General features: G+C 46.1%; 9 protein-coding genes and 1 riboswitch. All 9 genes read left to right on the top strand.

Annotation, left to right across the window (positions count from 1 at the left end):
* Positions 1-51 precede the first annotated feature (51 nt).
* Positions 52-2,373 (top strand): TonB-dependent receptor, encoded by a 2,322-nt coding sequence (locus H8S63_RS16100; protein WP_186927364.1) that lies wholly within the window; start codon positions 52-54, stop codon positions 2,371-2,373.
* Positions 2,374-2,585: 212 nt separating this feature from the next.
* Positions 2,586-3,434 carry a site-specific integrase gene (locus tag H8S63_RS16095; RefSeq protein WP_229102252.1) on the top strand — a complete coding sequence of 283 codons (849 nt, stop codon included), beginning with the start codon at positions 2,586-2,588 and terminating at the stop codon, positions 3,432-3,434.
* A gap of 429 nt (positions 3,435-3,863) precedes the next feature.
* Entirely contained in the window at positions 3,864-4,757 is an 894-nt protein-coding gene (locus H8S63_RS16090; RefSeq protein WP_008650617.1) for a phage integrase SAM-like domain-containing protein, read from the top strand.
* Positions 4,758-4,803: 46 nt separating this feature from the next.
* Positions 4,804-5,133, top strand: a complete 330-nt coding sequence (locus H8S63_RS20205; protein ID WP_004289226.1) for a hypothetical protein — start codon at positions 4,804-4,806, stop codon at positions 5,131-5,133.
* Positions 5,134-5,519: 386 nt separating this feature from the next.
* Positions 5,520-5,712: riboswitch (cobalamin riboswitch) on the top strand.
* A 154-nt stretch (positions 5,713-5,866) separates the two neighbouring features.
* Positions 5,867-6,784 (top strand): DUF4465 domain-containing protein, encoded by a 918-nt coding sequence (locus tag H8S63_RS16085; protein WP_004289228.1) that lies wholly within the window; start codon positions 5,867-5,869, stop codon positions 6,782-6,784.
* Between the two features lie 64 nt (positions 6,785-6,848).
* Positions 6,849-8,630 (top strand): PKD-like domain-containing protein, encoded by a 1,782-nt coding sequence (locus H8S63_RS16080; protein ID WP_004293827.1) that lies wholly within the window; start codon positions 6,849-6,851, stop codon positions 8,628-8,630.
* A gap of 14 nt (positions 8,631-8,644) precedes the next feature.
* The gene (locus H8S63_RS16075; RefSeq protein ID WP_004311297.1) at positions 8,645-10,735 is read left to right on the top strand and encodes a lipoprotein; all 2,091 of its coding nucleotides are present in this window, start codon (positions 8,645-8,647) and stop codon (positions 10,733-10,735) included.
* Positions 10,736-10,763: 28 nt separating this feature from the next.
* The gene (locus tag H8S63_RS16070; protein ID WP_004293828.1) at positions 10,764-11,864 is read left to right on the top strand and encodes a YncE family protein; all 1,101 of its coding nucleotides are present in this window, start codon (positions 10,764-10,766) and stop codon (positions 11,862-11,864) included.
* Positions 11,865-11,882: 18 nt separating this feature from the next.
* On the top strand, positions 11,883-13,961 hold the full coding sequence (locus H8S63_RS16065; RefSeq protein WP_004311295.1) for a TonB-dependent siderophore receptor: 2,079 nt from the start codon (positions 11,883-11,885) through the stop codon (positions 13,959-13,961).
* The last annotated feature ends 3 nt before the right edge of the window (positions 13,962-13,964 follow it).

The raw sequence follows: 13,964 nt of genomic DNA, 5'->3' as shown, positions 1-13,964 counted from the left end.
TTATCTATATGTACATACAAGTATTAAACGAAAACAAATAACAAACGGAAAATGAAGAAATACATCTTTTCGCTTGTCTGCCTGTGCTGCGCATTGTTGCCTGCCCTTGAAGGACAAGCTCATGAATATCCTAATCATCCTGAATTACGTAAATCGGACGCCAATATCATTGGCCATATTCTTGATAAAAACACTAAGGAACACTTACCCTATATAACAGTCGCCTTGAAAGGTACTACCATCGGAACGGTAACCGATGCTACCGGGCATTATTTCTTGAAGAATCTTCCCGAAGGTAATTTTGTGCTCGAAGTTAGTTCGGTGGGGTATAAAACCGTCAGACGGAATGTGACGCTGAAGAAAGGGCGCACATTGGAAGAAGATTTCGAGATAGAAGAAGATGCGGTTGCTTTGGATGGTGTAGTAGTATCTGCCAATCGTAATGAGACTACCCGTCGCCTGGCTCCGACGCTGGTGAATGTGGTGGATTTGAAAATCTTTGAGAATACCAATTCCACGACTTTGGCGCAAGGATTGAGTTTTCAGCCGGGTGTCCGTGTAGAGTCTAATTGTCAGAATTGCGGCTTCCAGCAAGTACGTATCAATGGATTGGATGGTCCTTATACGCAAATCCTGCTCGATTCCCGTCCCATCTTTAGTGCACTTTCCGGTGTGTATGGCATCGAGCAGATCCCTGCCAGCATGATAGAACGTGTGGAAGTGATGCGTGGAGGTGGATCTGCTTTATTCGGTTCGTCTGCTATTGCCGGAACAATCAACATCATTACCAAAGAACCTATACGTAATTCCGGTATGTTGTCGCATACCATAACAGGTATTGGTGATGGCGATGCTTTTGACAACAGTACAGCACTGAATGCATCACTTGTGACGGACGACCAGCGTGCCGGTTTGTATATCTTCGGGCAGAACCGCCATCGTTCTGCGTATGATCATGATGGTGACGGATATTCCGAAATACCCAAGTTGCACGGGCAGACAGTCGGGTTCCGTTCATTTTTGAAAACAACGGCTTATTCGAAACTGACTTTTGAATATCACCACATGGAAGAATTCCGTAGGGGAGGAGACCTATTGAGCCGCCCGCCTCACGAAGCGAATGTGGCGGAGCAGACCGAGCACTCTATCAATGGCGGAGGACTGAAATTTGATTATTTCTCTCCTAACGAGAAACATCGTTTCAATGTGTTTGCATCAGCGCAGCATATCAATCGTGACAGCTATTATGGTGGCGGTCAAGACTTGAATGCTTACGGAAACACCACCGACTTGAACTGGATGGCAGGATCGCAATATGTTTATAGTTTCGGAAAATGTATCTTCATGCCGTCCGACCTGACTGCCGGAATAGAATTCAATCAGGATAAACTGGAAGATAATATGTGGGGATATAATCGTACGGTAGATCAGAAAGTGAATATCGGTAGTGCCTTCCTCCAGAATGAATGGAAGAATGAACATTGGGGATTTCTGATTGGCGGTCGTTTGGATAAACATAACCTGATTGACCATGTGATATTCAGTCCGCGTGCCAATCTGCGTTATAATCCGACGGAAAACATCAATCTTCGTTTCAGTTACTCATCCGGTTTCCGTGCCCCGCAGGCTTTCGATGAAGACTTGCATGTGGAGAATGTAGGCGGTAATGTAGCGATGGTCGAACTGGCTGATAATCTGAAAGAAGAAAGGTCGCAGAGCTTGAGTGCCTCGGCAGATATTTACCATCGTTTTGGTGCGTTTCAAGTTAACTTCCTGGTAGAAGGATTTTATACAAAGTTATCAGATGTATTTGCACTTACTGACGGAGAGGTGGTGGATGGAATCCTGACACGTACACGATACAATGCACCGGGAGCCCGTGTGATGGGACTGACATTGGAAGGAAAGATGGCATATCTGACTAAATTCCAGGTTCAGGCGGGAGTCACTTTGCAGCAGAGCCATTACAACGAACCGCACGTGTGGAATCCAGACGCTCCGGCTGTGAAGAAAATGATGCGTACGCCGAATACTTACGGCTATTTTACAGCAACCTATACTCCGGTAAAACCATTGTCTATTGCTCTTTCCGGTACATATACCGGTTCGATGCTGGTTCCTCACGAACCTGTTCCGGGATTCCTTGAAAATCCGATAACGGTGAATACGAAGGACTTCTTCGACATAAGCCTGAAGGCTGCATACGACTTTAAACTCTACAAGTCTGTGAATTTGCAAGTGAACGCCGGAGTACAGAATATTTTCAATGCCTATCAGAATGACTTTGATAAAGGAGCCGACCGCGATTCCGGATATATCTATGGTCCGTCCTTGCCGAGAAGCTTCTTTGCCGGAGTGAAAATCAGTTATTAATTCGGTTGTTCGGTAAGTTATACAACGCTACCCGATAGCTTCTCTTCCGACAGATTTGGTCTTTTTATACCGCCCTTCACCTTTTCGCTATAATACCCTATTCATAGGCGTTAGCGGGTGAAGGGCGTATGTTTCACCCGCTAATGCCTATGAATAGCGAGTTACAGCAAAAAGGTGAAGGCTATTAATAATTAATTATAATTATCTCCGTAATGAAAGAAAAGAAGAATTTGACTGAATTTATGCTCTCTTTGGTGCAGACTCTGGAAGACGAACATCGTTTTGGCTCCGCTCATGTCTATCGTAGTACTCTCCACACTTTTACCGCTTATTGGAATAAGCGTAAAGGGAGAAAAATCTTAATGGCAGTACGTAACGTATTTACCGTAAGCGTCTTGCGGGAATTTGAGGAGTATCTGAGAGGCAAGTTGTTGAAGATGAACACTATCTCTACCTATATGCGGATGCTGCGTGCGGTATATCATCGGCTTTTGAAAGACGGTGAAGTAGATTATACGGCCGGTCTTTTTGACAGTGTCTATACAGGTACTTGTGCCGACGTGAAACGTGCGCTTTCACCCGCCGATATGGCGAAGATTTTATCTTTCCCGTTGCCGGACTTAGGTAGCGTGGCAGTTGGCACTTCTGTTTCGTCTTCGTTGGTACAAGATGATTTGGAAGAAGCCCGTTGCTGGTTCTCCTTGCTGTTTCTGCTTCGCGGAATACCTTTTGCCGACCTTGCCCGTTTGCGTAAATGTGATTATAAAGACGGGGTAGTCAGTTATTGCCGTCAAAAGACGGGGCGTCGTCTGACGGTGACCGTACCGAAAGAAGCGGAGTCTCTGATTCGAACCTGTTCTGATACTAATCCTGCTTCTCCCTATCTTCTTTCTATTTTGGATGGAGGAAAAACGGGTGGTATCGGTAGTCGTGAGGAATATGACCGTTACCTGTGTGTTCTTCGCGATTTCAACCGACGACTGGAACATTTGGCTTACGTTATTGGGATAAAGTGCAAACTGTCTTCTTATACGCCGAAACATCATACAATCTCTATCTAATTGAAAATTAAACAGTTATTTCTGTTTAATTAATATCAGGTAACGATTTAGAAACGAGCGAATTACAATATTCTGTTTTCTTTTGCCTCTGTCAAAGAACGATTCTTTCAATGCAAATATACACTTTACTTGTGACAAAAGCAATCTTTTTCTACATTTAATCGACTTACAGTCAGCCTTAAAGAGGGTATCTGGTCTCATTCCATCTTCTTCCTCAAAAATAACATAGCAGTCTAAATTGGTTTATGTATGGGATAGGTCTTGTTCATTCGATCCGGTAGACTACTATACATAAAAGTATAAAGGCGAGATACGACAAGGAGATGCCATGCTTTTGTGTAAGGGGAATCTCTCTTAGCTTATCGCAGACCATGTATAGCTAAGTGTTTTGAGAATAAACAGTCTGTAAAAAACGGAAAGACACCGATTATGGGCCGTATCACCATCAATGGAACCCAAGCCGGTTTCAGTTGTAAGAAAGAAGTGTCCCTCGCTTTGTGGGACGTCAAAACCAACCGGGCCAAAGGCAAGTCCGAGGAGGCCCGTACACTCAATCAGGAGCTTGACAATATCAAGGCGCAAATCACCAGGCACTACCAGTACATCTGCGACCACGACAGTTTTGTTACAGCCAAGAAAGTCTATAACCGCTATGTCGGCTTCTCAGAGGAATGCCACACCCTTATGAACCTTTTCAGGGAACAGCTGGAACCGTATAAAAAGAAAATCGGCATAGAGAAAGCCGAAAGCACCTACTGCGGTCTGGTTGCCGATTACAAGAGTCTCCTGCTTTTCATGAAAAGCAAGAAGAATGCAGAGGATATTGTCATCGAAGAACTTGAGAAATCATTCATCGAGGATTACTACAACTGGATGCTCGGTACATGCGCTTTGGCAAACTCCACTGTCTTCGGGCGTGTCAATACCTTGAAGTGGCTGATGTATATCGCGCAGGAAAAAGGCTGGATACGGGTTCATCCGTTCGCATCATTCGAGTGTATGCCCGAATACAAGAGGCGTTCTTTCCTTTCCGAAGAGGAACTGCAAAGGATAATCCATATAGAACCGAGATACAAACGCCAGCGTGCCATGCGCGACATGTTCCTGTTCATGTGCTTCACCGGTCTTTTCTATGTGGACTTGAAAGCCATAACATACGATAATATCCATACCGACTCCGACGGCGGTACATGGCTGATGGGCAACCGTATAAAAACGGGAGTGGCGTATGTCGTAAAATTATTGCCCATTGCTATCGAACTGATTGAAAAATATAGGGGTACGGATGAAAAGAAAGACTCCCCGAATGTGTCTTTCCGGTAGGTGAATACAATGCCATGCGGCTCAGTCTTGGAATCATAGGCAGGAAATGCAACTCCGGGGCGAGGTCACCCCGCACATCGGACGCCACGCATTTGCCGTTCTGGCCATACTCAAGGGGATGCTGCTGGAAACTCTTCAGAAAGTGTTTGGGCATAAGTCCATCACATACGTCCTGCGCATCCATTCACTTGTCCGGCGCAGGCGGGGCAATCTTTTTCTGGAAGTCGCCCATCTGTACGACCAGCGTGCTGACCAGCTTTCTCAACTCCTAATACGCGCTTGTTTCAATAATTGTCAGTTCCATACTAAAATTCTTTTTAAGATTCTGAATATGCGACAAAGTAACGCACATCCTATATCCTTTCCAAACAGATAATATCAGAGTCTTCCGTTGGCGTGCATTGGCGTATCCAACGTTAAAAGAGAAGGTCCTTCACCTGCATCCATGCGGCAACGGAACTTCCATTCCCTTACTTGTTTTCCATAAATTTATAGGATTAATTTCTGGTGCATGATATTAATAGTCATTATTCTGTCTGCTTTTTTTGCTTGCATAATTGCAGCTAACAGTTATCTATTCCAGAACGCATTGTTATGGAAAATGGCAAGCTGTTTTGTTGGTTTATGGATATTGTGTATGATAATTACCGTCTTCGTTTGTCGTAAACTTGAATGCTCTAATTAAAACAGTACGGTTGTCATGCTTTGTGTGTTTTATTATAAATATTATGAATTATTTGGAATTGATATGTAATATAGATAATTTTGCAGTCGGGAAATGGTTTCGGGAGGTTTACGCCTTCCGAATGAAAAGGGAACCCGGTGAAAATCCGGGACAGTACCCGCTGCTGTGAGTCCACAAAAACGGACATCGAACTTTTGCCACTGGTGTAATACCGGGAAGGCACGATGACCGGGACGAGTCAGAAGACCTGCCATGACCGGAATGAGATTTACACCTGCGGGATATACGGGTCGTAATCAAATAAGGAATAGCTCATCGGCCATTCAATATTTGAAGACAGACATATTCCCGTTCGTGTAAGTCCGCACGAACGGGAATTTTTTGTGTTTGTTAATAATATGTTTTACATTAAAATGAGTGACCTATGAAAAGAAAATTACGCTTTCTGGCAGGTGCCTGTCTATTTACCGCAACCGCCTTGTTCTCTGGCTGTAGCTCGGACGATGACTTTTTGATGGACCCGGTTGATTCCGGAACTTCGCAAACCCGTGCTGTGACAAATTCGGACGGTACTTTAACTATCACTTTCGATGATTTCGATCCCGGCATGTTAGCAGGACCTACCTCGGCCGGAGAAAATCTTTATTCGTACCAAGGGTATCCTCAAGTAACCACCATTTACGACAATACTCCGGAAGAATATCTCTTCCTTTCAATGTTTAATACTGTAGGTGGAAGCACAGAGTATTCCAGCGGCGGCATCGCACTTTCCAACTGGAACATCCGCTCCAATCAGTCGGGAAATACCGGAGACTGGTGGTATTCTTATCTAAACCAATGTTCTGTCTATAACACTGCGGTGGAAGCGGAAGGACAGAATAAGGAAGCCGGGCACAGCGGTTCCAATTTCGGTGTCGTTTACGGATATGTGGATGCTTACAATCAGGCATGGATGGCTAAACCAGAATTTTATTTCAATGTTCCCCGGAAATTGGTCGGCCTGTGGATCTGCAACACCTCATACACTTATGGTGTCATTACTTATGGTAATCAGTTCGGTTCTACGGGGGTAGCGACTCCTCTGAAAGAGATGAAAGGGTATTTCCAAGTGAATCTGGAATGTTATGATGCGAATGGCGGTCTGATCCGCACTTACAAACGTCTTTTAGCCGATTATCGTAACGGCCAACAACAGGTTGATCCTATCACGACATGGGATTATTGGGAAATCAATGCCGAAGGGGTGCAAAGTGTGAAATTCAACTTCGAGGGTTCGGATTCGGGAGCATACGGTTTGAATACTCCGGCTTATATCTGTATTGATGATATCACCATACAATAAAAAGAATACAAGGATATCCCTTCTGTCGGGGGTATCCCTGTTATTTTTCTAAAATCCACACATCATGCATCGTTTTCACTATTTTATTATTTCTGCCTGTATGCTGTTCACCTCCTGCAACAAGGATGAAGTCATTACCGAAGAAGTAGGAGGACAACCTATAATAGAACTTGACAGCGAGACCGGTATTTACACGGTCAAGGTCGATCACGAATTGACTATCGCCCCGACATACCAGAATGTTGAAGATGCTCTTTTTGCTTGGACGATAGACGGTACGCTGGTTTCTTCGGGTCCGTCTCTTCAACGTACATGGAATGAATGCGGGGATTTTTATGTCAAACTAAGAGTAGACAATGCGGAAGGCTATGCCGAAGAGGAACTGAAAGTAGAAGTGAAAGAACTCACCCCTCCGGTCATCTCACTGGCACTACCTTCGCAGGGGCTAAAAGTCGTCCGGAATACCGATTACACATTTACTCCCGATATTCAGCATTCGGATGTCGAAGGGTTCAAAATCGAATGGGTACGGGAAGGAAAAATCGTTTCCACCGAGAATACTTATACTTTCAATGAAAAAGAACTCGGTGTTTATACGGTGACAATCAACGCTTCCAATATAGATGGGACAACAACGAAAGACGTAAGCGTAGAGGTCGTGGAAACGATGCCCTACGTTGTCAAATTCCCGACCCCGTCTTACCTGCAAACATCCACGGACAGGTACACTTTTGCCGACCGTCCTGTTTTCCTGCGTCCGTTGTTGGAGTATTTCGACAATCCCCGTTTTGAGTGGAGTGTGGACGGTCAGGTCATGGAAGGAGAAGTGGAACGCATGTTCAAGTTCACGCCGTCCGCACCCGGAGAATACACCGTCTCCTGTACTGTGTCGGAAGACACACCGACGGAAAAAATAAGCAGGAATATCGACAAAGGGAAAACGGCTGTCACTGCCACCGTAAAAGTCGTTTGTGTGGACAAAAAGGAACAAGACGGCTTCCGGGCTTCGGGAAGTTCCAAGCTCTGGAATAAAGTCTATGAATATACCCCAGCTCCCGGCCAATTTATCAACGAGACGAGCACGATAGGCGGTATGACCGGCAACGAAACATCCCCTGAAGCGGCTGTCGCATGGGCAACACAGCGTTTGAAAGACAAACTGCACGTCTCTTTAGGTTCTTTCGGGGGTTATATCATCGTCGGCTTCGACCACAGTATTCCCAATTCGGGTAACCAATATGATTTCTGTGTTCAGGGGAACGCCTTTGACGGCAGTTCCGAACCGGGTATCGTATGGGTCATGCAAGATATAAACGGAAACGGATTGCCGGATGACGAGTGGTACGAACTGAAAGGATCTGAAGCAGGCAAGGAAGAAACAATACAGAATTTTGAAGTGACCTATTACCGTCCGGAAGGCAAAAAAATGGATGTCCAATGGATCAGTTCCGACGGTAGAAACGGCTGGGTAGACTATCTGTCCGCTTATCATACACAAGACTATTATTATCCGGCTTGGATTTCGGAAAACAGTTATACCCTGACAGGCACTTGTCTGGCCGCCCGCAACACCCAAGATTCTCAAACCGGTTATTGGGATAATCAGAGTTATGACTGGGGGTACGTGGATAATTTCGGAAACGACCAGATAGAAGGCGGCAGTACGGTGGATGGAAGCGGACAAAGGAACGGTTTCAAAATTTCCAATGCCATCCATGCCGATGGAACGGAAGCCAATCTGCAATATATTGACTTTATCAAAATACAATGCGGTGTTCTGGCCAAAAGCGGCTGGCTGGGCGAAGTTTCTACGGAGGTATTTTCTTTTGAGGATCTAACCAAATAATAAAAATTACAAGTATGAAAATTTATTTTCTTCCCATGCTCCTATCCTTGTTCTTTTTGGGAGCGTGTGACAAAAACGATGAAATTATACCTGAAGATGCAGATGAAAATTTCATCACATCGGTCGTGATGACCGTGGACGGGAAATCGTACACGGCCGACATTACGGACAATACAGTAACAATAACCGTTCCCTATACGGTATCGCTGAACAACGCCGAAGTGGAATTCAAGTACACAACTTCTGCAACAATCATACCTGATCCTGAAACGGTAACGGACTGGGATAACGAACGAACCTTCCGGGTGACATCCTATAACGGAGATGCCCGCGAATATACCTATAAGGTCGTGAAAAGCGAGATAGAATCTGACGGAGATGTGGAGTTGAAGACCACCGAGGAGGTAGCTTCTTTTGCCGCAACCAAAACAACCGTTGTCAAAGGGAACCTGATTATCGGCTCTGATGCGGAAGAGGCAGAAAAAATCACTGACATATCTGCATTGGCATCTTTGAAAGAGGTTACTGGCAACATTGTCATTCGTAACAGTTACAACGGTGCAGACTTGACAGGGTTGGATAATATCGTTTCTGCCGGAGGTTTACAGGTAGGTTCGACCGATGTCGCCTCGAAAGCTACGGAACTTCACATGATTTCCATGAAAGCATTGGAAACGCTCTCCGGAGACATATCGGTATATAACGACCAAGTGACGTATGTCCTATTCGAGAAACTGGCAACTATTGAAGGAAGCGTGATGTTCAATGCGTCGTCGTTACAGAGTTTTGAGTTTCCGGTTCTGACTACTGTAGGTCAGGATCTGAATCTTCAAGGACTCAATGAAGAGAACACAGCAGCCGGTTCGATTGCGTCTTTGGAAATACCGGAACTGACAAGTGTCGGAGGGGTCTTGTCCGTAAACAATCTTGCCAAGCTGACTTCCATGAGCTTCCTTAAGCTGAAAGAGACCGGTGGCCTTGATTTCCATACCGTCCCCGTGATGTTGGAAACCATCAACCTTCCGGAAATCGAAACAGTAAACGGAAGTATTATTATGGAAGCCAATATGGAAGCTCCTCCTACCGGTAGTTTTGTTCCCCAACGAAATGACGTGCTTCAGGCTTTCGGTGGAATGGACAAACTGACAACGATAAAGGGACAGATAAAGATAAAGAATTTCACGGCACTCAAACAACTTCCCGACTGGAGCAAGATCACCACACTTGGAAGCATCACGCTGGATTATCTTGAAGATGTGAGCGGAACACTGCTGTTGCCGAACGCCCGATTTGAAACCTTCGGAGAAACAGCGCCCCAGATTGAAATTATAAACAAGGTGCAGCTCTCCAAAATTGAAACAGCCGAAGATTTGTCAAATGTAAATTTTGTCATCACCAGTCTCACGAATAATAAGTTCCCTGAAATCACGTTCAAGAATATCAAAGACTTCACTTGTAAGCCAACCACCAACAATACCGATTATACCATATCGACAATTCAACATGTATATGGAAATCTAAATGTGACAGGCCAAATGCGAAGCAATGCCAAATTTCCCGACTTGGAAATCATAGATGGATATGGATATATCCAAATACCCATGTTTGCTTCAATCACAATGCCAGTCTTGAAAGAAGTGGGAGGACAGTTCTATTTATCTGGAAATTTTACCAGTTGTAACTTGCCCTTACTATCCAAAGTTTGTTGTTCAGCTTCTCCTGTATATTATAAAGAGGGAGAGGGTTCGTTAGCAATATCTTTACAAAGTAAATCGCTGGATATTCCGGAATTGCTTCACGTAGGAGGTGAAGGGTTGTTCGTTAATAAAGCAACAGGCATTACTTGTGATAAATTACAGACTATAGATGGTACGCTACAGATAAAAAGTGCGACTTCTCTTTCTCAGGAAACACTTTCCATGGAGAAGTTGGAGACCTTGCATGGGGTTGTTTTTGACGGTTTGACGAAATTTACCGACTACACTTTCTTCGGCAAGTTTATAGAAAACGGAATGATTACGGGGGAAAGTTGGAGCGTGACGAAATGTGGGTATAACCCAACCTTCCAAAATATGAAGGACAAACAATATACGCAGCAGGATTAAACCTTATACCTTAACCAGAGTACCCGTAATGATTCGGGTACTCTTTTTTATCCGAATGACAATGAGCAGAACAATACAACGGATTTGCCTTTTTCTTTTCTGCCTGCCAGTTTTCGGCAGTTGCATGAAATGGGATTACGGAGAGATGGAAGATTTCTCTGTATCGGCCTCTGGTCTTTTCATTACCAACGAGGGGAATTTCCAGTACAGCAATGCCACGCTTTCCTACTACGATCCCGCCACGTGCGAAGTGGAGAATGAAGTGTTTTACCGTGCCAACGGGTTCAAGTTGGGCGATGTGGCCCAGTCTATGGTTATCCGGGACGGTATAGGCTGGATCGTGGTGAACAACTCGCATGTGATTTTCGCCATCGACATCAATACTTTCAAGGAAGTGGGCCGTATCACAGGTTTCACCTCACCCCGGTATATCCATTTTCTGTCGGATGAGAAAGCCTATGTGACGCAGATATGGGACTACCGTATCTTCATCATCAACCCCAAGACATACGAGATTACCGGCTATATCGAATGTCCAGACATGGACATGGAATCGGGTTCCACCGAACAAATGGTACAATACGGCAAGTACGTCTATGTGAACTGCTGGTCGTACCAGAACCGCATCCTGAAAATCGACACGGAGACGGACAAGGTCGTGGACGAACTGACCATCGGCATACAACCTACTTCGCTGGTCATGGACAAATACAACAAGATGTGGACCATCACGGATGGCGGTTACGAGGGCAGCCCATACGGTTACGAGGCACCGTCTCTCTATCGTATAGACGCCGAGACTTTCACCGTAGAGAAACAGTTCAAGTTTAAGCTGGGCGACTGGCCTTCGGAAGTCCAGCTCAACGGTACACGGGATACACTTTACTGGATCAACAACGATATTTGGCGAATGCCGGTGGAAGCCGACCGTGTTCCCGTCCGGCCTTTTCTGGAGTTTCGGGACACCAAATACTACGGCCTTACGGTCAATCCCAACAACGGGGAGGTATATGTGGCCGACGCTATTGATTACCAGCAACAAGGTATCGTGTATCGCTATTCGCCGCAAGGCAAGCTGATCGATGAATTTTACGTGGGAATCATTCCGGGAGCTTTCTGCTGGAAATAACGAGGAAGGAGGACAAAAATGAAAAGACATCTTATTCTATTGTTCGTGGGGGTAAGCCTGCCCTTTCTGCTTGCCGCCCAGCAGAAAAATTCCGTCAGCATTACCAAAAGGGTACTACGTATTCCGGAGGTTACGGTGGTGGGCAAACGACCTATGAAGGATATAGGCGTGCAACGAACCCGTTTCGATTCCATCGCCATGAAAGAGAACATCGCCTTGTCTATGGCCGATGTGCTGACATTCAACTCATCCGTTTTTGTCAAGAACTACGGACGCGCCACGTTATCCACCGTGGCTTTCCGGGGTACCTCTCCCTCGCATACCCAAGTGACGTGGAATGGTATGCGCATTAACAACCCGATGCTGGGCATGACGGATTTTTCCACCATCCCTTCTTACTTTATCGATGATGCCTCGCTGCTGCACGGAACGTCATCGGTAAACGAAACGGGCGGCGGCTTGGGTGGTCTGGTCAGGCTCTCCACTTCTCCGGCCAACCATGAAGGGTTCGGGTTGCAGTACGTGCAGGGAGTGGGGTCGTTCAGCACGTTCGACGAGTTTCTCCGCCTGACCTACGGTGACAAACACTGGCAGTCCTCCACCCGTGTGGTGTATTCCTCTTCCCCCAACGACTACAAATACCGAAACCGGGACAAGAAGGAAAACATCTATGACGAGGACAAGAACATCATCGGTTCCTATTACCCGACGGAACGCAACCGCAGCGGGGCTTATAAGGATCTGCACGTCTTGCAGGAAATTTATTATAACACGGGCGAAGGCGACAAGTTCGGGCTAAACGCCTGGTATATCAATTCCAACCGGGAACTGGCGATGCTCAGCACGGATTACGGGAACGACATGGACTTCGAGAACCGCCAAAGGGAGCAGACGTTTCGCGGCGTCCTCTCGTGGGATCGCGTGCGGGAGAAATGGAAGGTCGGTGTAAAAGGCGGCTATATACACACATGGATGGCCTATGATTACAAGCGGGACAAGGGAAACGGCGAAATGGCTTCGATGACCCGCTCACGCAGTAAGATTAACACGTTCTACGGAAGTGCGGACGGGGATTATGCTCCTTCAGAGAAATGGCTGTTCACGGCCGGTGTTTCCGTACACCAGCATTTGGTGGAAAGCGCGGACAAAAATATCATCTCGCAGGAAGGTAACAAGGCTGTTGTCGGGTATGACAAGGGACGTGTCGAGTTTTCCGGTTCCGTTTCTGCGAAATGGCGGCCTGTCGATCGTTTTGCCGCCTCGCTTGTCCTTCGCGAGGATATGTTCGGTACGGAATGGGCCCCGGTTATCCCGGCTTTCTTCATCGACGGGGTACTGTCGAAAAAAGGCAATATCGTGGCGAAAGCATCCATCTCCCGGAACTACCGTTTTCCCACGCTGAACGACCTCTATTTTCTGCCGGGCGGTAATCCCGACCTGAAAAGCGAGCACGGCTTCACATACGACGTGGGGTTGTCGTTCTCGGTGGGGAAAGAAAATGTATATGCTTTGAGCGGTGGTATCAACTGGTTCGATTCGCACATCGACGACTGGATCATCTGGCTACCCACAACCAAGGGATTCTTCTCCCCCAGAAACCTCAAAAAGGTACATGCTTACGGGGCAGAGACCAACGCCCACCTTGATATAATGCTCGGAAAGGACTGGAAACTGGATATGAACGGAACTTTCTCGTGGACTCCCTCGATCAACGAGAGCGAACCGATGAGTCCGGCAGACCAATCCGTCGGCAAACAGTTGCCATACGTGCCGGAGTTTTCCGCAACGGTGACCGGACGTCTGTCATGGCGGACATGGAGCCTGCTTTACAAATGGTGTTATTACAGCCAGCGTTATACCATGTCGAGTAATGACTATACCCTGACGGGCTATCTGCCCCCTTACTTCATGAATAACGTGACACTGGAAAAACAGCTCTCTTTCCGATGGGCCGATCTGTCGCTAAAGGGCAGCATCAACAACCTGTTCGATGAAGAATACCTTTCCGTATTGTCCCGTCCCATGCCGGGCATCAATTTCGAGATATTCATCGGCATAACACCCAAGTTCGGAAAAAACAAAAATAGTAAACGATAATCT

Origin of the sequence: Bacteroides sp. NSJ-39 (assembly GCF_014287315.1) — a bacterium.
In the GTDB taxonomy this organism is placed as follows: domain Bacteria; phylum Bacteroidota; class Bacteroidia; order Bacteroidales; family Bacteroidaceae; genus Bacteroides; species Bacteroides finegoldii.
This window is presented reverse-complemented; position numbering and strand designations above follow the sequence as displayed.